The sequence below is a fragment of the Paracoccus zhejiangensis genome (genome assembly GCF_002847445.1).
Classification (GTDB): Bacteria; Pseudomonadota; Alphaproteobacteria; order Rhodobacterales; family Rhodobacteraceae; genus Paracoccus; species Paracoccus zhejiangensis.
Genome location: NZ_CP025430.1, coordinates 1,570,313 through 1,592,145 on the forward strand (window position 1 = coordinate 1,570,313; position 21,833 = coordinate 1,592,145).

Genomic DNA, 21,833 nt, shown 5'->3' on the forward strand with positions numbered 1-21,833 from the left:
ATCGGTCAAGTTGCTAGTCCGACAACTTGATTGCCCGCGCTGTCGACCAGCATTTCGAGGGAGCGACAATTGGACAAGAGATACGAACTCGAGCCTGTGAGCGAGAATGGGTAGATGATGGGGTTGGAGCCAATGCCGGCCACCAAAAGGGAGCGGCCCGCATATCGCACACACGCCTCTGCCAGCCATGCTGCGGCGGGAGATGCGTCCAGTTCGATTGCAGGAGCCCGGACAATGCGCTTGCCCTTGTCGAGCCTCTCGATGCCCCCCCAACTCGCTTGGGACTGCAACACCATGTTGGTCATCCGGCGAGTGCCTTCGCGCTCACCGAATATCTCAGCCATTCGCCGATGGACCTCCGCAGAAGTGCAGTCACCTTGTAACGAGGTGAGACGTCCGACAATTTCAGCCACCTTGCCGAAGAACGGGTAGGTTGCCAGGGCCATCCCCCATGTTAGCGCTGAAATTGGCGTGTCCGGTGCTTCGCGATATATTTCCACCCCGCGCTCGGCGAAATCTGCCAGATCGGCACGTGGCGCCAACCAGAGGCGGTTCAGAACCGTTCGGGTCTTTTTCTTGGCTGCAGGCCCTGAGTGTGTTGCGTCGATGAGTTCTGTCAGCTCATCGAGATTGGACACACCCGCTCTCACGCGTAGCGCAGCTGCAGCCCAGTCCAACTGTATAAAGCGGTCAAATCCGATTTGCGGTTTTATGGAATTCATTGTTTTTCATTCTCAACCGAAACTTTGACAAAGGGAACAATCAGCTCTTCGACGGATATCCCGCCGTGAGCGACGACTTGGTCTCCCTGCGATACGAATGCCCCTCGAGTTCCGGCGTATAGCGGCAAGAAGTCGGGCGGTAGTCCAGCGAGATCGAGGCGGAAGGCGTCGATGTCGTCCGGGATCGACGCGGCAAGGGCGGCGCTGCGGTAGGCACGAACTCGTTCGCCCCGCAGCCCAGGAATAACTCCTTGGTTAAGGCGGCCAATACCACTCGCTTCGACATTCCCATGATCTGCGGTGACATAAACACTGTATCCATGTTCGGCGAGAAGGAAGAACAGCCGCTCGAGGAAGCCTGTGGCGCACCACTCGGCGATCTGACTACTAATCCCGCGTTTGCCCAGCCTTGCCCCATGTACGATCTCATCAATCATGTCCACGACGATGCCAGCGACCTTGATGGACGGTTGCGAGAGCGCATCCGCCAGATCATCCAGCTGCCCAGATCGCTTGAGGCTCTTCCGATAGAAGATTTCCGGCTTGCGTAAACCGTTTTCCTGCCAGAACCGTGTCCACAGAGACGGCTCCTTGCTGGTTGTTTCGATAGAATCGGAGAACTCACGTGGCTTGAGTCCGGAGAACAGAGCCTGGCGTGAAACCGAGGTGAGAGTGGGGAGCCACGCGAAGCACGCATTTTCATCCACAATCAGATTCGGAGCACGCGCCGCAAGGTGCTCGCGGATCTGAAACCATTGATCCATCGCGAGGCCGTCGAACACGAGCAGAGCGATGCGTTCCTCGCCTGCACTGCGGCGCATCGCTAAGTATCGCGGCACGTGGTGGACCATGACCGGCCCCTTCGCCGCCGGCAGCGACGGTAGATCGGCAAAGTGCTTTGAAGCCCAATCCGTCAGGCGAGCATCCGCATCACGCTGGAGGGCGTGGACTTTCTCGTGGACGTCGTGCGCTTGCTGTGCGCTCAGGCTATGAAAACGAAAAATGATCTCGCCCAGACGACGGGCAAAATCACTCCAATCCCGGTGTGACGAGTCCGGCCCGGGCAGCTCTTGGCCGACCCTTATTACCCCCTGGGCGACCAGATCTCTCAGAGAATTCGCATCGCTTTTCAGCCCAACTTTCGCCCACTCGGGAAGGTTCGACGGGTCCCCCTCGATGTCGACCGGCTGCAGCGTGCCCTCAAAGAACATGTTGTCGACAACGACCCGAACCTCTGGATGATCGAACGGGATGGAAAACGCGCGGGCATCGTCTCGATCGTTGTCGGTAGACCGCTGGCTGCGGACGCCGTTCTGGGCCAGAAACTGATCCCAGGAATCCTGCAGCACCCGCACAGTAAGGCTCCTCGACGAGAGCAAATCGGCGACCGGCAGGTCTTTGAGATCCGGGAATTCAGCCAAAATACTGTTGACATGATCGGCGAGCAACGGAGGCAAGCTTGTTCCACGGTAATGCAGGCGCAGAAGCTCGCGCCAGAATTCCTCCGCCCGGCTGATCAAGTGTGGGCTGATCCGGAAGATGTGTGTGAGGATGAACTCCTTTGTCGCCCCTTCACCCAATAGCTGCGTCGCATGTCTGTTGTGCGCCTCGAAAAGAGCCTCGTGATGTTCCGAGGCGATGTGCCGGATAACACCGTAGCTCAGCTTGGGGAAAAGGTCCGCCAGGCTCAGGCTGACCTTTCGGCCCTCGCGGACATAGTCCCACGGGATCGCGTTCATGTCAGTTCCGCGCAACTGTAAGACCAGTGCTTTCGCGGATCCATCCTCGCCTCGGTCCCAAGCCGTGCGGTAGCGTTCTTCGTATTCCGTTCGGAACGCGATGGAATCTTCGAATGGCAACACTTCGAAGCCGCGTTCCCGAAGGCTGTGAAGGATGCGCTCGTCCAATAGGAGATTGTCTGGATCGCAGGCAATCCAGAAGCGGGCCAGGTCGGCGGGAAACTCCCGCAGGATGCGGTCGACCCAAGCGCTCATGACGCGTCTGCCTTCTCTTCGCCGACGCGCAGCATCAGGATCGCATTGAGATCGGGAGCATAGGCCCCGGCCGCGTCGAGTTGGGCCATGCGGGTTTCATGGTCCGCTTTCAGGCGCTTGCGGCGATAGTCCCGCACATTCTGCAGGCCGATGCGGCCAATGGCCTTGTGTCGGGCGTCGTAGGCGTATTGGGCGCGCTCGCGCTCCTCCTGAATGCGGGTTCTATGTTCGCCCACCAGCTCGGCGAAAGCACCCTCACCCTGAGCCAGAGCGGCGGTCTTGGACCGATCGAACCAGCCATCGGCATTTTCCATGACCGACGTCCCGGTCAGTTCGATTTGCTCCGTGAGAAGGAGGTCCCAGATCCGCTTTGCCGTAGGCAGGAAGGTGCGCCCTGCCTCGTTTATGAACACGGTCAGGAAACGACGCCGGCTGTAGTCGTCGGCCGACAGGCTGATTTCCCACAGCGACCAAACCCCGCTAACGGTGTCCGGCAGTCCGGAGATCCGCACGATAGGAACCGGCAACTCGGGTACGCAACGCGGCAGCTCGCCGATCACGGCCCGGGCTCGAGGATCCTCCAAGGTTACCCATTCGACATCCGGGTGTTCCTCGGCAGTGCGGGCATCGAAGCAAACCTTGGCAGACTCGCTGCCATCCGCCCAGCGCACGCGCCATGCCTCTCCGTCTTTGCTTGCTTCGCCTCCCCGCGCGGGTAGCCCGGTCGTGATCGCCCGCTCCAACCAGAACTGCGCTGGGTGATCGCGCCATTTGCGCGCTTCATCGGCATCAAGCTCATGAGCAGCGGGAAGGAGCTCCTCGCTCTTGCGGCTCTCCGTGATGATTGAGCGAAGCTCCGATACGACGGCGTCGCACTCGGTTTCGATGGCGTCAGGGTTCTGCAGGCTCTGGACGAAAAGTTCATCGAACAGCGGTTCGGCTTCGACCGAGTCCATGATGTCGGCGGCCTTGTCGACGCCGAACTCCTCCGCGATGACCGCGAGCTTGGTCACGAGAACCTCGCGGACACGGTGCTCGACCGTATCCTCCAGAACGAAGTTGATCGCGCGAACCACATGTGGCTGGCCAATACGGTCGACGCGGCCGATGCGTTGCTCGACCCGCATCGGATTCCACGGCATGTCGAAATTGATGACGACATGACAAAATTGCAGGTTAAGGCCTTCGCCGCCAGCATCGGTGGAGACAAGAACGCGCACATCGCGCGAGAACGCCTGCTGGGCCCGGGTGCGCGCATCGAGATCCATGCTGCCGTTGAGCGTGGCGACCGAGAAGCCGCGACTTTCAAGGAAATCCGCGAGCATTGTCTGCGTCGGCACGAATTCAGTGAAGATCAGCACCTTCAGCTCCGGATCGTTCTCCTCCTGCTGAAGCTTGTAGATCAGCTCCAACATCGCTTCGGCCTTGGCATCCGTGCCCTGCGCCTCGGTGGAGCGGGCGAGTTCAAGCAGGGTGCCGACCTCCGCCTTCTCCATCTCCCAGCCGCGAGTCTGGACGGCCAGGTCCACCTGTGTCTGGCCGTCGAGCTCGGCCCATTCGTCGACGTCGGCTGTCTCGAAAAGGGATGGTTGGAGCTGCGGCTGATCGAGCAGCGCCTGGCGCTTTTCGAGCGTCGTGCGAATGGCCGCCGTGCTGGAGGTCACCAGCCGCTGCATCAGGATCATCAGAAAGCCGATGTGTCGCTGCTTCGCCGCCATGGCCTGGTTGTAGCCGTGGCGCACATAGTCAGTGACTGCCTCGTAGAGCTTCTGCTGCGCCGCGTGCCGGTCCTGCCAGGCGACGGGCTGAAGCCGGGTGATGCGCGGCTTGAAAAGGGGATTGCCCTCCGCATCGATCGCAACGCGCTTTTCCGTGCGTACCACGAACGGAGCCACACGCTCGCTCGTTATGCTGCTCTCATCCGGAAAGGATTCTCGGTCGATCAGCTGCATCAGCCTATGGAACTGGTCGGTCTTGCCCTGATGCGGGGTCGCCGACAGGAGAAGGATGTAGGGAGCGGCTTCCGCCAGCGCCGCGCCCAGCTTGTAGCGTGCGACCTGGTCTGTGCTCCCACCCATGCGGTGGGCCTCGTCGATTATCACCAGATCCCAAGATGCCGAAATCAGATCCTCGAAGCGCTCGCGGTTGTAGGTGCTGAGCTGTTCGAGGCTCCAGCCGCGCCGGCCTTCGAGCGGCTTCACGGAATCGAGCGAGCAGATCACCTGATCATGCAGACGCCACAGGTTCTCTTCGTCGTTGCGCCATTGCCGGAAGGCGGAAAGCTCGGCCGGTTCGATGAACTGCAAGTGTTCCCCGAAATGCAGCCGCATCTCGGCTTGCCACTGCCGGACCAGCCCCTTCGGCGCCACCACAAGGATCCGCTTCGCCATACCGCGCAACTTGAGCTCGCGCAGTATTAGACCGGCTTCGATCGTCTTGCCGAGCCCCACCTCGTCGGCCAGCAGGTATCGGATCCGGTCGCGGCTCATGGCTCGGTTGAGCGCATAGAGCTGGTGGGGCAGCGGCACGACGCTCGACTGGATAGGCGCGAGGAGAAGGTTTTCCTCCAGCGCGTCGAGCAGCTTCGCCGCCGCGGCGGTGTGCAGGATATGCTCGACCGTAGGCTGGACGGTATCAAGAGAGGCTAGGTCGGCGGTACGGGCGCGAACGACGGCGTCCTTGTCCGGCAGCCAGACGCGATAGGTCGTCTCGCCCCAGATCTCCTCGCAGTCGACTACACGGCAGGGTGCGGCATGTCTCTCATGCCAGCACCACGCGCCGATGCCAGGTCCGCCGTCCGCATGCGTCACGCATTGGCCTCCATGCGCGTGAGCGCCTGGTCGTACCAGAGCAGCAGCTTCTCATCCTCCTGCAACGCCTCTTCCGGGATCTTCTGGGCAATGCCTATGATCGTCTTGTAGTCCCTCGCTGCCCAGGCGGTCTTGAAGCCGGCGCGCAGCACCTCGAGCCTGAACTCCTTGAGCCGGCGGCCGGGGGCGGACTTGTAGCTCTCGAACTCCTTCAGCAGCGACCGTTCGCGCTTCTGCTCCAGGTCCTTCGCCTTGCTCGGGTCGGGGACGTACCAGCGGTCCTTGCCCTTCGCCTTCAGACGTGGATCGTCTTTCTCCAGCCCGCGAAAATCCTTGAAGTTCGTCGAAAGGTAGCTGTGGATCTGGTTCGGGACTTCGCCTTTGCCGTCATACTGCAGGAAGTTGTCTTCGAGCAGTGTGGCAAGCTCGGGCTTTTCTTCATGCTTGCGCCACCCGGCGCCCATCTGGACCGTGAACTCGGGATGCACGTCCTGATAGGTGGACGGGCGCTTGCGCAGGAAGTCCGTCAGCCAGTCGATGGCCGAACGCTCGTCCGAGACGAAGAGTTCGATCTGAGGAGCTTGGGCCGCTTGCGCGCGCTTTCGGTCATAGTCGGCAACCTGCTCGGGTAGGAACACCATCCCGTCGCGCTCGGGGTAGCGGTTGCGTAGCCCGTCGAGGAATTCCTCTGTCGAGAGCGGAACAGGGAAGTCGTGGCGAACGAACCACGCCACCATCCGGTCGTAGATGCGCCGCGGATCGCGCTCGACGACGATCTCGAGGATCCCGCTGTTCACCTTCGAAACAGGTAGTTGCCTGAGATGTGTCTCAACAAAGTCCCAGGCAGACTCGGGCGCAGCTCCACGTTCTTCCAGGCGTGTCTCGAGACCTCCATTCGGCTTATAGACCGAGATGACGAGATCCTGTTTCACAGCGGTAGTGGACGTAACTTGGCGATAGCTTCCGAGTACTTTATCGAGTGCCGTCACTTCCGCTACAACGAAGCCTGCCTGCTGCAGCGCAACCTGGATTGCATTCCACACTGCAGCCTTGCTGTTTGAAAATACAACCGTCATCCAGCGACCCGGCTTCAACACACGATGGTACTCTGCGAAGCACCTCTGCATAAGGTGCTGATAGTCCGGCAGAGCTTTTTTCTTGAATCGATCAATGATCGCCTCGGGAGTCGCATCTGTGGTTACACCGTGCCAAACCTCGATCAAGTAGTTGAGGTCGGCATAATAAATGTTCTCGCCAAAGGGAGGGTCAGTGAATATGTAGTCGACGGAATCATCAGGAATATCGATTTGCGTGGCGCTGCCTGTGGATATAATCGAAGTACCGGGAACTGGCTCAAACTTTGAAAACGTGCGCGCAAGACGTTTTCCACGTGCTCCAATAGCATACCAGGGTGAAACCTCACAGGTATGCGACGGTACATAGTATACACCAGGCAAGTACTTGTTGACTTGCTTGAAGCCTTGGGGCTGGAACCGGTTTAGCACGGACATGGTCCAAATTGCTTGCTCAACGACATAGAGCAGCACCCGTTTCATTCGTTCGTCGACGTTGGAATCTGCCAAATCCCACATCGTACCTAGTGCGTGTGCCGCTCTGGGTAGGAAGAAATGATGAATATGAGTGATGCCTGAATAGTCCATCCTTGCTCGCTCATGCGTCATATGCATTGGCGGTATCAAAGATTTTGGCACCGAGCTTGGGATATCAATCTCAGCAATTCTCTGAATAATCTTCAGATCAGAATTATCCGGCTTCTTTTCGTACTTTTCGCCCCCTACGGTATACCTAATCAGGGCCGGCTCCCGTTTCGGAGTCTTTACGTTTTCGCCAATGGCAGCGTCAAACTGATTGGTGTAGAGCCTGTCGAGCCTCTTCTTCGTGAGTTCAGCATTGCAAGACGGACAGGAGAAACTATCTCTAACCTTCTTCGTTTCCTGATCCATCGCCTCAGCTACAAAGTTTATCTCTGCGCTGCATTCTGGACAGGTAAATACTTCACTCCAAATAGTGTACTCAATTCTGCCTTTAGTCTTTCCATCTGAGTGAAGCGTCTCGTACATCCAGCCAATTTTTTGGCTAGTTGCTTCAAGAAGTTTCTCAAACTCCACCTCAAAGCCAGGCACATCAAAAGGAATCGTCTGATTAGCGGAGATAAATGTAGCAACAGGGGCTAGGTCGCCTACTATTGCTCGCCTGGCGCCCCATCTTGGTGCGGGAAGACCTGCCTTGTGTCGCTCAAGTTCGATTTGATGGCGATATGCCAGAGGTGCGGCGTCGCACCACTGTGCAGCTATGGCTGTCATTCCGGAGCCGGAAAACCCATCAAGTACCGTGTCTCCCGGGTCAGTGAAGTGAAGAATGGACGGCACAATGGCAAGATGAGGAACCTTCGTATGATAGGCATGTGCCTGGTAGACTTGGTCCGATTTTCCCACTGACACATCAATCGCCAACGGCTCGCGGGAATACTCATGGCCCGGATCGTAGGGCTTCCCATAATGCTCGACGAAATCCGCCAGCCATGGGTTTGGACACGCCGTGTAGTAGGGCGGATCCGACATCGCGAGGATCGCCTCATCCGATCCCTGCGGAAATCCCTCTTGGTTCCGGAACGCCGGATCCTTCAGCTTCTCGGCCAGCAACCCGAGGAAATGCTCCCGCCGCGCGTCCTCGCTCGGGAATGTCACGCCAAGGCATTCAACCGAACCGGCGGCGTTCTTCGTGTGAAGTAAGTCGTTCATGATGTCATCGCCTTAAGGGTTCTCGGCCAGTTTTTGTTGAAGGCCAGGATACGCATAGTATTCGGAAGCGTCGCCTTCCATTCGTGCAATCTGTCCATCTACGAATGCTTGCCAGTATTCGCGCGTTAGCCCGAGTATTGTTTTTGTCAGGTCGAACACTTGCTCGAGAACGTCAGGAGTTCCGCCGGCATACCAAATCTGATCGTTTTCCCTGACCGCACCTAAGAGCGCCTCAACATCGGCCTGCTCAAAGAAGGGTGCAGTTGGCAAAATCACGGACTGCCCAAGCATTTCTGCACCGCGAAAGCTTCCTGCGCCGGAGTAGAGATCAATAGCAGGCTGCACGAGTTCACGCCGCGGATGCTCGGAAACGACACTTATCTGCGTTGTCAGATCGAAACCGTTGAACCGCTCAAGTAGAACCGCCGACAGTGGGGGAATGGCGAACGCGTCGAATGCCGCATGCGCCTTCAGGGATTCCACGTCGGCGGTTTCCAGAAGTCGCCGGATCCGCATCCGGTCCGGCTCCAACATCCAGTCCCAAAGCCGAGCATCGCTTTCGAGAAACGGACAAATGCTAAGCAATACATCGTCTTGTATCTGCCCAACTTTCGCGGCGACAAAGGCCGGCATAATGCCGTCGTAGATTGCTGTTTTCGATTTGGCGATTTCCCGAAGGACGACGGCAAGCGTTCTAACTTTTGAAGCATACTTCGGCCGTTCCGCGCCGAAAGGCGCCGCGATGATCGCTTTAATGAGATTGACGACCAGCACGTCTTTCGCTCGGTCGAGATAACGGGCACGGAGGAACGTACCGATGTCTTCGGCAGTCGCAGGGAACGCAGGGCCGAGAAGATCTGCGTCGAACCGAGCTATGGCACTCTTACCCTGCAGTGGGGCGTGAATAAGAAGGTGCTGTAGGGCATGAACGATATGCGCCCGAACGAGTTCAGGTGATGGTTGAAACAACTCGTCTTCAACGACAAAAGCAGGATGCGCGCAGAGGTGCCGGTCCTCCTGTAGCCGTGCGAGCGCCGAATACTCATGTGGCGCCAGAAGCTCCAGATCGCTGTTGGCCTTATCGAGCAGCTCGCTTTCGATTGACTGAAGCTTCCGCTTATCCTTCGCCGCGATGGCGGCATCGAGGTCCGTTACCAAGGCTCGAGGCGCGGCTTCACCTTGGCCGGCCAGTTCGCGCGCCTTTGCAATAATGTCGTAGGCGACCGCAATCCAGGTCGACATGATGGCCGAGCGCAGCGCTCCGCCGCGATAGGCCGTGATGGCTTCACCAATGAGGCGACGCGCCTCTCGGTCTCTGACTGCCAGCACAAGGCTATCGATGTCGGAATGGCCAACGCTGACGCTCATGATCATTCCACCACGAAGCGCAACTTGGTGGTGTCCTTGCCCTTGCAGCGGTCGTTCAGGAATCCCTCGAAGCGCTTGCGCAGATCTTCGGGTGTGGCTGGGGACCCGCCTTGGAGCAGCGCCTGCTTGATCTCCTCGTCGGTCACGGTGATCCTCTCCAGTCCCGAGAGCGCCTCCTGAACGGCTGCGATGAACTCGGGCGTGACCATGTCGGGCAGCGCTCCGGTTTCAGCAAAGCCGCTCACGATTTTGCGGGACGAGGGCTTCAGCAGCTCGAAATTTGATTGAATGATCGGGTCCTCGAGGTTGTCGACCAGCGTCTGGACCCAGCTCTCGAGTAGTCGGTCGAGCTCGTCGTCGAGCTGCTTCAGCACGTTTCCAGCGGGCAGCAAATCGCCCTGTTCATTGGCGGGCCGGAAGTTGCAATGCGGGCAGACCGGGCTGGCCGCGAGCTCGGAGTCGACGAGGGCCGCGCAGCTTTTCAGCTTGTTCAGCTTCTCCTCGAAGCTCGTGAGCTGGCTGGTCGGCAATAGGGAGATGCCCGCCAAAGCACGCATCGAGACGAGCCGCGGATCCTTCTGCAGCGAAGCCTTCGTCTTGTCTTCTGCCACGCCCAGCCGGGCCTTGCTGTGCTGCGCCGTGTAGGCGGAGATGTAGTCCTTCTTGAGCTGGCCGAGCGTCTGCCTGTAATCGGATGCGTGCTGCGCGGTCCGGTCCGCAGTCAGCTTTTCGAGGACCTGCTTTCGCGTGTCTTGAGCCTTCTTCACCCAGTCGTGGTCGGGCGAAAGCACCGTTTCGGCCAGGGAGAGATAGCTCGCCGTGCTTCCAAGCTCACCGACCAACTCCAGCATCCGCTCGACCGCGCCCAAGACCTCGAGGTTCTTCTTCTGGGCCGCGATGTCGTCGGATCCGATACGCAGATTCTTCAACTTGCCGACGGTGTTGTAGGGCGCAAGGCTCTCAGAGAAGCTCTTCAGCGCTTCGAGCTTGGTGCGCCAGTCGGCGATCTCCTCCTCGCGCAGAAGCGGCTGTCCCCAGAAGCTAAGCCGGCCCTGCATGTCGGTCGTGGCGCTGAGCACCCGACGCGTGAGCTTGCTGACTTCCTCCTGGAGCCGCTTGACCGGCTCATCCGAGCCTTGCGTCGCCTGCTGGGCGAGGCCGGGCGGCAGATCGAGCATCTCGAACAGCGAGCGAAGGACTGCGACGTTGATTTCTTTCGGTGCTTCGATGTGCTTGAACTGCCTCAGGTCGTCCAGAGACCGTTCAGCCAGCAGCGTGAGCTTGCCGGAGTCGATCTTGTCGCCGGTGATGGCGAGGACGATGTCACCCGCATAGACCAGCCCACCGAGCACTGTGACGAGCAGGTCCGGCTCGAGGCGGAATTTAAGCGGGGCGAAGTGCTCGACGTCACTATCTCCGCTGAGCAGCTCCGCGCGGTTCAGCACCTGGCCGTGCCCCTTGCCCTTCAAACGCGACAGCACCTCCTGGGCATAACGCGAGCGTGCCGGCTCGATGCGATCGCCGTCCAGCATCTCCAGACCGTCGAGGATGACTATGGCATCCTTGGTGCGGTTCCCGCCGGCGAGCGCGCGCAGCGCGTTCCCGACAAGCTGCTTCCGGTTGGATTCCGTTACCAGCGCCGAGAACGTCGGATAATCGGGCGCCACGTCGGCGAACTGGTGCTTGAGCGCCAAGCCAGAGATGATGTTTACCACATCCCTGAAGTTGATGCGCTCCTGGGGGCCTAGACGTGCTTTGTCGCGAAGCGAGACGCCCTTGGTCCACTCCTGCAGAGTTTTGGCCTTGCCCTGATAGGTGACCTCGTAGGCTGTCATCTGCTTTTCCTGCAGCCACTTGCTCATGTCGCGCAGAGCGTCATTGGCCTTGTCGAGGTAGATTGACTTCGCGCCACCACTGGCTGTCGACGCAAGGTCCTGCGCTGCGGCATAGAAGGAAAGGTAGCGACGGATCGCATCGTCGAGGCCCTTCAGGCGGAAGAATACCTCGTCAGGCTTTTGGTCGTCGCGGAAGCGCGGCGGCTCGAACGGCTGGATGAAGTAAATGTAGAAGTCCCGCTCGGGCTGGGCGGTCGGCCGGTCGTTCGGAGCGCCGAAGAACAGGTAGCCGTCTCGCTCGACCCTGCGTTCTTGCCACTCGACCTGATACTGCCAGATCTGGTGACCTGTGACATAGCTGGCTTCGTCGGTGCGTTCCATGAGTCGGCGGATCGCGCTGTAGTAGGCGCGATCAAGCGCATCGTCGGAAAGGGTTTCAGCGCGCTTTTCGATCTGGGCGTCGTAGTCGACGTCCTTTTTGAGGTCGAGATAGTACTGCTCGGTGTCGGGCGCCTTGGAGATGAACTGGCCGTTGACAGTCTTAAGCGTCTCTCGAAGCACGGTCTGGACCTGAGAGAGAAGGTCAGCCTCAGGATCGCCGCCCATGTCCTCGATGCCTGGCTGATACAGGCAAAGCGCGTCGCGGAGCTCCTCCGCGGTCGGGCCGACAGGCACATAGATGTCACCGCCGGTCGTCAGGCGGTGAACCGAAAGCCCGTTGATGATCCGCAGCGCCATGGGCCTGTAGGCCGGGCGGGTGAACGCCTTGGTTACGCGCTCCGTCAGCACCTCCGAAACCTTGAGCACCGGGCCGATGTTCGGGTCCGCTCGCAGGACTTGGTTCAACTTCACCGTATCCCAGAACTTGTCGTAGCCGATGAGGCCCGGCCGATCTTCCGGCACCTCGTCGTCCAGGATCGCTTGGATCTGGTCGCGGAGCGTTACAAGAGCGCCGCGTTTCTCTGTGAACACCAGCCGTTCGAAGGTGCCGATGTAATCGGGATGGACGGGGAACAGCCGGACATACTCGTCCATGCGCTCGTTCATGGAGCCGTAAAACTTGGCGAAGGGGGTGAGATATCCTCGGATCTTGTCTTGCTGGTCGGATGTTTTTTTCAGCAAGCGTTCCGCCACCACGAAGCTCACGTCTTGACGCGCCAGTAGGACCTGAGTGAAGCGGTCCTTCACGCGACGCAGACTGTCGGCGACATGCTGAAAGCGGCTGCTGTCGAAAATCGCTTCCTGCACGCCGGCCACAAACCGGAAGCGCAGGTGTTTGGTTACTTCGCCGATCTCGCGCAGGAAGGACAGATCGAGCACCAGATCGTGATCACGGCGGGAGCGAAGGTAGTCGAGGAACTCGTCCACAACGAGAAGAATGCCTTGGTTCGGATGAACCTCGGCAAACGCCGCCATCATCTCCTCAAAAGCCGCCTTGTTGTTCGTGACCCTGTCGGCGGGCGGGAATGCGTAGCTGACGCCGTTTTTTTCGAGGAACAGCTCGAGCTGCTGAGTGATGATATCCCGGAGAGACATCTGGCTCGAAATCTCGATCCGATGGACCTTGAATTTGCCGGCAATGGCTTCTGCTGCCTCAGCGACTTTGGCGTGCTGAATCAGCTGAGCATAAGCGGCGTCCTCGGCGACCAACGACAGCACCGACATCAAGTGCGATTTACCGGTCCCGTAGTTGCCAACGACGAGAACACCGGTATGGTCGACCGCCTCGTCAAATGACAGCTGAGGGATCATGAGCTTCGCGATACGCTCGGCCATGTCATCGGACATGACGTAGGTCGAAACCAGTTTCTTCCCTTCATCTGGACGATTGGCGTCCAACAGCTGGATGACTGACTCGATCGGCTCGAACTGAATAAGATCACTATAGCGCATCGACATCGCGCCTTCCCCCGTCACTTAATTTCGAATGGGACCAGGCCATTGATGCCGTAGTCCTGATACTCTGGATGGCCCGCCCTGCCATAGGAAAGTCGACCGTCTCGAACCTCCCCCGGCCACGCGCAAATGACGCGCCGCGCGTGGGCGTGTCGCTTCAGAAAGTCGAGCGGATTGAGCAGCAGCGTGCGGTCGAAAAGCAGCTCAATGTTGTCTAGCAGCAGCAGTCCTTGGCGCGCTGTCTCGTCGGTTAGATCCTTCATCAGGTCTGCTGCCTGAAGGTGACGACGCGTGCTGGGTACTGTGAGAAGCTGTCGCCCGAGCGCTGCCCCTACATTCAAGACAGGGACGTTCCTGCGCTGAGACAGCTGCGCAAGCAGAGCGGTCTTGCCGGACCGAGGCGGACCGATCAGAAGCACCAGCTTGCTGTTCAGGCTGGTGATGTCGTCGACAAGCTTCTCAAGTCTCTCAATCATCTGCCAGCCCCACTCCCTGAAGCGCCGATAAGAGACGACGCTCGTGCATTGAGCTCTGCGGCGTTCAGCAGCACGATTTGTTGGTCTTGCGGCTTCCTAGCGCCGGGATCAGTATCAAGCCCGAGACGCCTGAGCGCGTAGTACAGCAATGCCCGCCGGACTATGATCTTCGCCTTGCCGGCCCGCATGCCGTAGTCGAGCGCGATGACCTTCGCCTGCGTCTCCGATAGGTCTGGGTGGGGGGCGACTTCTAGGGTGACCTCTGAGTGCCAGTCGCGGTCATTCTCGGCCGAGGTGTCGCTCTCCCGCGATCCGCGGATGTCGAGGATCCGTGAGAGCAGGAAGTCCTTGAAGCTTTCGTCGTTAAGGCAGAACGCCCGCGCGTGCCAGCGGAAGCCGTCGAAGGCGATGGCGTGAGGTGCAATCCAGCGCCATTGCGGCTCGGGGCTGGACAGGGATTGATATTTGACCTCGATCGCCTCGGAGCGACGGATGGCGCCGACCACGGAGCGGAGCGTCACCGGATTGACCCCGCGCACCGGCGTCGGCGCGGCCGCATAGGGCGGGAGACCCGCGATCCAGGAATCCTCGCGGTCGAGGATCCCGTCCGCCACCGATCGCAGCTGCGCGAGGTAGCGGCTGGCGTCAGGTTCGAGGAACTGGGGCTTGAAGCCTGAGCCACGGACATAGGTCCGAGCGCTCTTGTCATAGACCATGTTCTCCGGCGCGAAGCCGATGTAACGGTTCAGGTCGGTGGACGCCTGGTTCACCGAGACCCCGAACTGGTCCATCAGATCGCTTCGGTTCACATGCCCCTCCCAGAACAGGCGGAACTCAATGAACTCGAGGCGCTGCTCGACGCCCCAGCGAAGTTCCGACCTGTCGCTCTCCATCACGCTCTCCCGGCTCGGGCGATGCGCACGATAACTATGCGCGCCCATTTACTGGGCCTAAGCCGAGGCTAGCCGAGCCGGGAAGGTGGCGCAATCGAAATGCGCCGCAAATCAGAGCTTTGGAGCGTGACTTGCGGCCGGGAAGTTGCCAATGGCGTCAGAACGCGGCGATCCGCTGGTCAGCTGTGGATTGAATGACCTCTTGCTCGAACGCCTCGATGTCGCTGACGCGGTACACGACGCGTCCGCCGAGCTTCATGTATGCCGGGCCTTCGCCAGCCCACCGCCACCGCTCTAGGGTGCGGTGCGAGATGGTCCAGCGGTCGGCGAGTTCTTTCTGGGTCATGCAGTTCCGTTTCATGTCTTCCTCCATTCGAGCAACTCGGTGTGGTTGCGTCCAAACGAAGGCGTGAAAGAAAATGCGAGGCAAGTCAGTTGGTTGCGCAATTCCGCGCATTGCGTCTGGTTTGGCGACGGCGGGGCCTCCAAGCGGCGATCAGCGCCCAGGTCTTGGGAAGTTCCGAACGGACGTAACCCAGAGAAAGCGATCAATAATCGCTCGGAGACGAGCGCTCTCGTGCAGTTCTGCCAGCGCGTGACTGCGGGACTCTGAGTCGAGATTTTCGATGACTCATTCCCTCCGCCATCATCCCTGTTGCGAACACGGACATGCGCCCATCGCGGCGCTGAAATAGTCGTGTTTACAAAGGGCTTTGCCTCCCCCATGCGAACCTCCGAGACCGCGCGCCAGGCCCGTTCCGGGCTCTGATCGACGCTCCGTCTCTGTTCGGGCGAACCTCGCCGAATTCGGTTCGGTCGGATTTTTCGGCGTCTTTCCAATGGCCTGACTTTCAACACCGCCAAAACTTTGCCCATCGTGTCAATCGTCTCCGAGGGGAACAGAGCCGCAACACGCAAGAGGCGCAGCCGGTGGGTGCGCTGGCCGAGTGGCGCGTAGCGGTGGCGGTGTCCGCCCGTGACGATAGCCGGAAAACCCCGACGACAAAAGGACTTGAATTCTTTAGCGTTACAGGGTGCGGGGCGGTGACCGACGGCACTTGCAAACCAGCCATCAGCATAGGGAACGATTTTCAGGAGAGTGCATGGGAACAGTCGATATCATCCCCGACATCCACGGGCAGATCGCCAAACTACGGGGAGCGCTCGATGCCCTCGGATGGCGGCGGAGTCCGGCGGGCTGGAGCCATCCCGACCCCGAGCGGACCATCGTCTTTCTGGGCGACTTCATCGACCGCGGACCGGAAAACCGGGCCGTCATTCACCTGGTGCGCGACCTGATCGACAGCGGCAAGGCCCGCGCGATCATGGGCAACCACGAGCTTAATGCGCTTCACTTCCACACGGCCCACTCCGAGACCGGCCAGCCCCTCCGCGCTCATTCGGAAAAGAACCTCCGCCAGCACGCAAGCTTCCTGGCGGAGTTCCCCGTCGGTGCCGGCGAGACCCACGAGGCGCTGGCGTGGATGCGCAGCCTCCCGCTGTTTCTGGAAGCTGAGGGATTCCGCGCCGTGCATGCCTGCTGGGTCGACCCCACAATCGACCGCGTGCGGGCGCTCACCGACGACGGCGTTCTGTCCGAAGAGCAGTTGATCCGCGCGGCTGACCCTGCCGACGAGCTTTTCCACCTTGCCGAGGAAATCACGAAGGGGCCCGAACACCAGCTTCCCGATGGGATTGCATTCCGCGACAAGGACGGCACCCACCGCGATCACGTCCGACTGCAATGGTGGAATACGGGGGCCCGGACCTGGCGTGACATCGCAATCTCGGTGCCTGTTCCGGATGATCTGCCCGATGTCCCACTACCGGGAACCCTGATGGCGCAGGCCTATCCCGCCGACGAACGCCCCGTCTTCTTCGGTCACTACTGGCTCAGCGGCAATCCGGTCCTGCAGGGCCCGAACACGTTGTGCCTCGACTATTCCGCCGGCAAGGATGGGCCGCTGGTTACCTACGAACTGCACCCGGGTGCTGAAGGGGTTGCGGCGGCTATGCGTCTCAAATTGCAACTGTAATGTTAGTTAGGGTCCGTGGACATTCAGGAATCCCACACTGCCTGCTTTCAGATTCAAGCCTCCCAAAGGGAGGTCTGAATGGACGAACCATTGTCAGACCCCAAGCCCTCGATGCCCCCCGCGGTCATACCGCCGCGGCAATGGCGGCGCAATTTTTAGAGGTGCCCAATAGAAGGTCTGGAGGTCACCGCTTGTCAGCTAGGGTCTGTCCGACAGACCCGGTAGGCATCGCCATGACGTGAAGAAATTGTGGCTATACGACCCCAACCATGTGCGGTAACAGACGCTCGAGAGCAGCGGCGTATCCCGCATCGCGTCCTAATTTCAGTGACGAGTTGTAGATTTTCGCTATGTTTTCAGAGCATAACCCGCAACCGGGCGTTCCGTGGGCGCCAAACCGACGAGGAGGACTTGCATGTCCCAGATCTCCCTGACCTTCCCCGATGGCAATGCGCGCGACTATCCGGCCGGCATCACCGCCGCCGAAGTGGCTGAAAGCATTGCGCCCAGCCTCGCCAAGCGCGCCATTTCCGCCAGCCTCGATGGCAAGCATATCGACCTGGCCTGGCCGATCACGTCCAGCGGCACGATCGCCATCAACACGATGAAGGACGAGGCCCCGGCGCTGGAACTGATCCGCCACGACTTCGCCCATGTCATGGCGCGGGCGGTGCAGAAGCTGTGGCCCGATACCAAGGTCACCATCGGCCCGGTCCGCGATTTCGGCTGGTTCTATGATTTCGACCGCGCCGAGCCGTTCACGCCCGAGGATCTGGGCGCGATCGAGGCCGAGATGAAGCAGATCATCGCCGCCCGTGACCCGGTCCGCACCGAGGTCTGGGACCGCGACCGCGCCATCGCCTATTACAAGGACCAGAACGAGCCCTTCAAGCTCGAGCTGATAGACCGCATCCCCGAGGGCGAGGATCTGCGGATGTACTGGCATGGCGACTGGCAGGATCTCTGCCGTGGTCCGCATCTGCAGAATACCGGGCAGCTGCCCGCCGACGCCTTCAAGCTGACCCACCTGGCCGGCGCCTATTGGCTGGGCGATGCCACGCGGCCGATGCTGCAGCGCATCTACGGCGTGGCCTTCCGCAACCGCGACGACCTCAAGGCGCATCTGACCATGCTGGAAGAGGCCGCCAAGCGCGACCACCGCAAGCAGGGCCGCGAGATGGACCTGTTCCACATGCAGGAAGAGGCGCCGGGCCAGATCTTCTGGCACCCGAACGGCTGGAACATCTACGTGGCGCTGCAGGATTACATGCGCCGCCGCCAGCGCGCCGGCGGCTATGTCGAGGTGAACACGCCGCAGGTGGTCAGCCGCAAGCTGTGGGAAGAAAGCGGTCACTGGGAAAACTACCAGGATCACATGTTCATCGTCGAGGTGGACGAGGAACACGCCAAGACCAAGACGGTCAATGCGCTGAAGCCGATGAACTGCCCCTGCCATGTGCAGATCTTCAATGTCGGTTTGAAATCCTATCGCGACCTGCCTTTGCGCATGGCCGAGTTTGGATCCTGCAACCGTTACGAACCCTCGGGTGCGCTTCACGGCATCATGCGGGTGCGCGGATTCACGCAGGACGATGCGCATATCTTCTGCACCGAGAATCAAATCGAAGCCGAAACGAAACGGTTTATTGAATTTCTCTCGGCGATTTACCGCGACCTCGGCTTTGACAGTTTCCGGGTGAAATTCGCCACGCGGCCGGAACACCGCGCCGGCAGCGATGAAACCTGGGACAAGGCGGAATCCGCCCTGCTCTCGGCCACCCGCGCCGCCGGCATCGAACCCGAGGTCAATCCCGGCGAAGGCGCCTTCTACGGGCCCAAGCTGGAATTCGTGCTGACCGACGCCATCGGCCGCGACTGGCAATGCGGCACGCACCAGGTCGATTTCGTCCTGCCCGAGCGTCTGGATGCCAGCTATATCGGCGAGGACGGGGCCAAGCACCGCCCGGTCATGCTGCACCGGGCCACGCTTGGCAGCTTCGAACGCTTCATCGGCATCCTGATCGAGAACTTCGCCGGCAAGCTGCCTTTGTGGCTGGCGCCGCGCCAGGTGGTGGTCGCCTCGATCGTCTCGGACGCCGATGATTACGTTCACGAGATCGTCGCCCAGTTGCAGGCACGGGGCATCCGGGCCGAGGCCGACACCCGGAACGAGAAGATCAACTACAAGGTGCGGGAACATTCCGTAGCGAAAGTTCCTGTAATTCTTGCAATTGGAATGAAAGAGGTCGAGACTCGCACTGTCTCGATGCGCCGGCTGGATAATCAGGGCAGTCAGAACTTGTCCCTGGAAGAAGTTACAAATCAGCTAGCGTCCGAGGCCACGCCGCCTGACCTGCGCTGAATTGCGCCGAGATGAACAGTTGTTAACGCCGCGAGGTAACTCGCGGCGCCATTATTGCTTGCGTTTTATCACGATTCGTTCATCCTGCGCCCCTGTGAGCGCCTTTCTACCATACCGCCTCCCGTTTGACTGGGCAGCCGGACGATCGAAAGACTGGCTGCACGGCCTTCGGCAATTTCGCCGGGGGAACACTGAAAAGGAAGAGACGGGTAATGGCTACCGGCACTGTGAAATGGTTCAACGCCACCAAGGGTTATGGTTTCATCGCCCCTGATGATGGCGGCAAGGATGTGTTCGTTCATATCTCGGCGGTTGAGCGCGCCGGGTTGAAAGGACTGCAGGACAATCAGAAGGTCAATTACGAGCTGCAGGCGGGCCGCGATGGCCGGGCCTCGGCCAGCGATCTTCAGCTGCTCTGATCCAAACCAGCCGAATTATTCACACTGAACGGCCCGCCCCCCCGCGGGCCGTTCGCTTTTGGGGGCCTCTGCAGCCCGGTGCATTTGCAGGCCGCGGGAATCTTTGCCAAGGTCGCGGCGCAGTCAACGGGATGATCACGCATGAACCTGGCCGAACATGTCCTCCGCGCCGGCGCGGCAACGCCTGACAAGCTGGCCTTGTCCGTGGTCGGGCTTTCGCGGGCCGACCGCTGGTCCTATGCCCGCCTGATCGCGGCGGTGCGCGGTACGGCGACCGGGTTTCTTGAGGCGGGTCTGCGCCCCGGCGACCGGGTGCTGCTGCGCCTTGGCAATCGCCCCGCTTTCCCCATTGCCTATCTGGGCGCCATCGCTGCCGGCATCGTGCCGGTGCCGACCTCGGCCATGCTGACCGGGCCCGAGATCACCAAGCTGGCCGCCGAGATCGATCCCGCGCTGGTCGTCGCGGGCGAGGGTGTCGCCTTGCCCGAACATCCGGCCCCGGTCCTGACCGAAGCCGCGCTGTCAGAATTCGCCACGCTGCCCCCGGCCGAGTTTGCAGAGGGCGATCCCGAACGGCTGGCCTATATCATCTATACCTCGGGCAGTTCCGGCAAACCTCGCGCGGTGATGCACGCCCATCGGGCCATTCTGGCCCGGCAGATGATGTTCGAGGGCTGGTACGGGCTGACACCCGCTGACCGGCTGATGCATGGCGGCGCCTTCAACTGGACCTTCACCCTTGGCACCGGGCTGATGGACCCGTGGACACTGGGCGCCACCGCGCTGATCCCGGCCGAGGGCGTGGCGATCGAGCAGATCCCGCTGCTGGCGGCACGCCACGGGGCGACCATCCTGGCCGGCGCGCCCGGCATCTTCCGCCGGATGCTGCGCGCGGACTGGGCCACGCCCGCCGCCCTGCGCCACGGGCTGACGGCGGGCGAGCGGCTGGACCCGGGGCTGCGCGCCGACTGGCGTGCGCGCACCGGCACCGATCTGCACGAGGCGATGGGGGCCTCGGAACTGTCGACCTTCATCTCGGGCAGCCCGGCCCGCCCCGCGCGCGATGGCACGGCAGGCTTTGCCCAGCCCGGCCGGCGGGTCGTCGTGGTCGATGAGCAGGGCCAGCCCCTGCCTGCCGGTGAACCCGGCCTGCTGGCGGTCGCGCGAGACGATCCGGGCCTGTTTCTCGGCTATCTGCACCAGCCCGAAGAGACCGCCGCCCGCTTTCGCGGCGACTGGTTCATTCCCGGCGATCAGGCGCAGATGGATGCGGAAGGCGCCATCACCATGCTGGGCCGGGCCGATGACATCATGAATGCCGGCGGCTTCCGCGTCGCCCCGCCCGAGATCGAGGAACTGCTGGCGACCCATCCCGGCGCCGGTGACCTGGCCGCCGCCGAGCTGACCGTCGGCCCCGGCAGTTCCATCATTGCCGCCTTCTGGACCGGCCCCGCCCCCGAGGCCGAGCTGCGCGAACTGGCACAATCCGCCCTCGCCCGCTACAAGCAGCCGCGCGAATACATCCATCTCGACGCGCTGCCCCGCACGCCGACCGGAAAGATCAACCGCCGCGCCCTGCGCGACGCCCATAGCAAGGCCCTGTCATGACCAGCCAGCCCGTCACCCTCGACATCTTCGCCGATCCCGTCTGCCCCTGGTGCCTGATCGGCAAGGCCGAGCTGGACCGGGCGCTGGAAAGCCGCCCCGATCATCCCTTCCAGTTGATCTGGCATCCCTTCCGCCTGAACCCGCAATTCCCGCGCGAGGGCATGGACCGGGGTGATTACCTGCGCGCCAAGTTCGGCGACCGTGCCGCCGAGGTCATGGCTCCAGTGGCCGAACGCGCGGCGGCACTGGGCCTCAACCTCGCCCCGGTGCTGCGCCAGCCCGACACCACCGATGCGCATCGGCTGATGCACTGGGCCGGGATCGAGGGCGCGCAGAGCCGGGTCATGTCGGGCCTGCTGAAAGCACATTGGCAGGACAGCCGCGACATCGGTGATGCGGGCGTGCTGGCAGAGATCGGCGCCAAGGCCGGCATGGACGGCGAGATGCTGGCCCGACTTCTGGCCAGCGATGCCGACCGCGACACCGTGGCCGCGCGCGAGATGCATGCCCGCGAGCGCGGCATCAACTCGGTCCCCACCTTCATCATCGCCGACCGCCACGCCGTCAGCGGTGCCCAGCCCGCGAGCCTCTGGCAGAATGTCATCGACGAGCTGTCCGAGACAGCCCAAAATCCCGGCTGACACAACGGGAC

Annotated in this window: 14 protein-coding genes; 5 read left to right on the plus strand and 9 right to left on the minus strand. The window is 61.0% G+C overall.

The annotated features are described in order from the left end of the window. Positions 1–5: 5 nt before the first annotated feature. From CX676_RS07775 to CX676_RS07815, 9 genes are all read right to left on the minus strand, one after another. Positions 6–722, minus strand: coding sequence for a hypothetical protein (locus CX676_RS07775; protein ID WP_101752107.1), 717 nt, complete (start codon positions 720–722; stop codon positions 6–8). Next, on the minus strand, positions 719–2,716 hold the full coding sequence (gene pglZ / locus CX676_RS07780) for a BREX-3 system phosphatase PglZ (protein ID WP_101752108.1): 1,998 nt from the start codon (positions 2,714–2,716) through the stop codon (positions 719–721). Before pglZ ends, CX676_RS07775 begins: the two co-directional genes overlap by 4 nt. Beyond that, positions 2,713–5,526 (minus strand): DEAD/DEAH box helicase, encoded by a 2,814-nt coding sequence (locus CX676_RS07785; protein ID WP_101752109.1) that lies wholly within the window; start codon positions 5,524–5,526, stop codon positions 2,713–2,715. The genes pglZ and CX676_RS07785 overlap by 4 nt, the downstream gene beginning before the upstream one ends. Next, positions 5,523–8,288: a DNA methyltransferase gene (locus CX676_RS07790; protein ID WP_101752110.1), complete on the minus strand. Its 2,766-nt coding sequence runs from the start codon at positions 8,286–8,288 to the stop codon at positions 5,523–5,525. The genes CX676_RS07785 and CX676_RS07790 overlap by 4 nt, the downstream gene beginning before the upstream one ends. 12 nt (positions 8,289–8,300) lie before the next feature. After that, on the minus strand, positions 8,301–9,656 hold the full coding sequence (locus CX676_RS07795; RefSeq protein ID WP_157935875.1) for a hypothetical protein: 1,356 nt from the start codon (positions 9,654–9,656) through the stop codon (positions 8,301–8,303). Positions 9,657–9,658: 2 nt separating this feature from the next. Continuing rightward, positions 9,659–13,390: a DUF6079 family protein gene (locus CX676_RS07800; RefSeq protein ID WP_198590304.1), complete on the minus strand. Its 3,732-nt coding sequence runs from the start codon at positions 13,388–13,390 to the stop codon at positions 9,659–9,661. Positions 13,391–13,404: 14 nt separating this feature from the next. Then, the gene (gene brxF / locus CX676_RS07805; RefSeq protein ID WP_101752112.1) at positions 13,405–13,863 is read right to left on the minus strand and encodes a BREX-3 system P-loop-containing protein BrxF; all 459 of its coding nucleotides are present in this window, start codon (positions 13,861–13,863) and stop codon (positions 13,405–13,407) included. Further along, positions 13,860–14,756, minus strand: a complete 897-nt coding sequence (locus tag CX676_RS07810) for a WYL domain-containing protein (protein ID WP_198590305.1) — start codon at positions 14,754–14,756, stop codon at positions 13,860–13,862. The genes brxF and CX676_RS07810 overlap by 4 nt, the downstream gene beginning before the upstream one ends. 157 nt (positions 14,757–14,913) lie before the next feature. Next, positions 14,914–15,102, minus strand: a complete 189-nt coding sequence (locus tag CX676_RS07815) for a helix-turn-helix transcriptional regulator (protein ID WP_232816615.1) — start codon at positions 15,100–15,102, stop codon at positions 14,914–14,916. Between the two features lie 757 nt (positions 15,103–15,859). Here CX676_RS07815 and CX676_RS07820 point away from each other — a divergent pair. From CX676_RS07820 to CX676_RS07840, 5 genes are all read left to right on the plus strand, one after another. Then, on the plus strand, positions 15,860–16,792 hold the full coding sequence (locus CX676_RS07820) for a metallophosphoesterase (RefSeq protein WP_101752113.1): 933 nt from the start codon (positions 15,860–15,862) through the stop codon (positions 16,790–16,792). A 415-nt stretch (positions 16,793–17,207) separates the two neighbouring features. Continuing rightward, a complete protein-coding gene (gene thrS / locus CX676_RS07825) occupies positions 17,208–19,154 on the plus strand; it encodes a threonine--tRNA ligase (protein ID WP_101752114.1) in 1,947 nt (648 codons plus the stop codon). Positions 19,155–19,366: 212 nt separating this feature from the next. Next, positions 19,367–19,573 (plus strand): cold-shock protein, encoded by a 207-nt coding sequence (locus tag CX676_RS07830; protein ID WP_101752115.1) that lies wholly within the window; start codon positions 19,367–19,369, stop codon positions 19,571–19,573. 141 nt (positions 19,574–19,714) lie between these two features. Next, positions 19,715–21,181 carry a class I adenylate-forming enzyme family protein gene (locus CX676_RS07835; protein ID WP_101752116.1) on the plus strand — a complete coding sequence of 489 codons (1,467 nt, stop codon included), beginning with the start codon at positions 19,715–19,717 and terminating at the stop codon, positions 21,179–21,181. Further along, positions 21,178–21,822, plus strand: a complete 645-nt coding sequence (locus tag CX676_RS07840) for a DsbA family oxidoreductase (RefSeq protein WP_101752117.1) — start codon at positions 21,178–21,180, stop codon at positions 21,820–21,822. Before CX676_RS07835 ends, CX676_RS07840 begins: the two co-directional genes overlap by 4 nt. Positions 21,823–21,833: the final 11 nt, after the last annotated feature.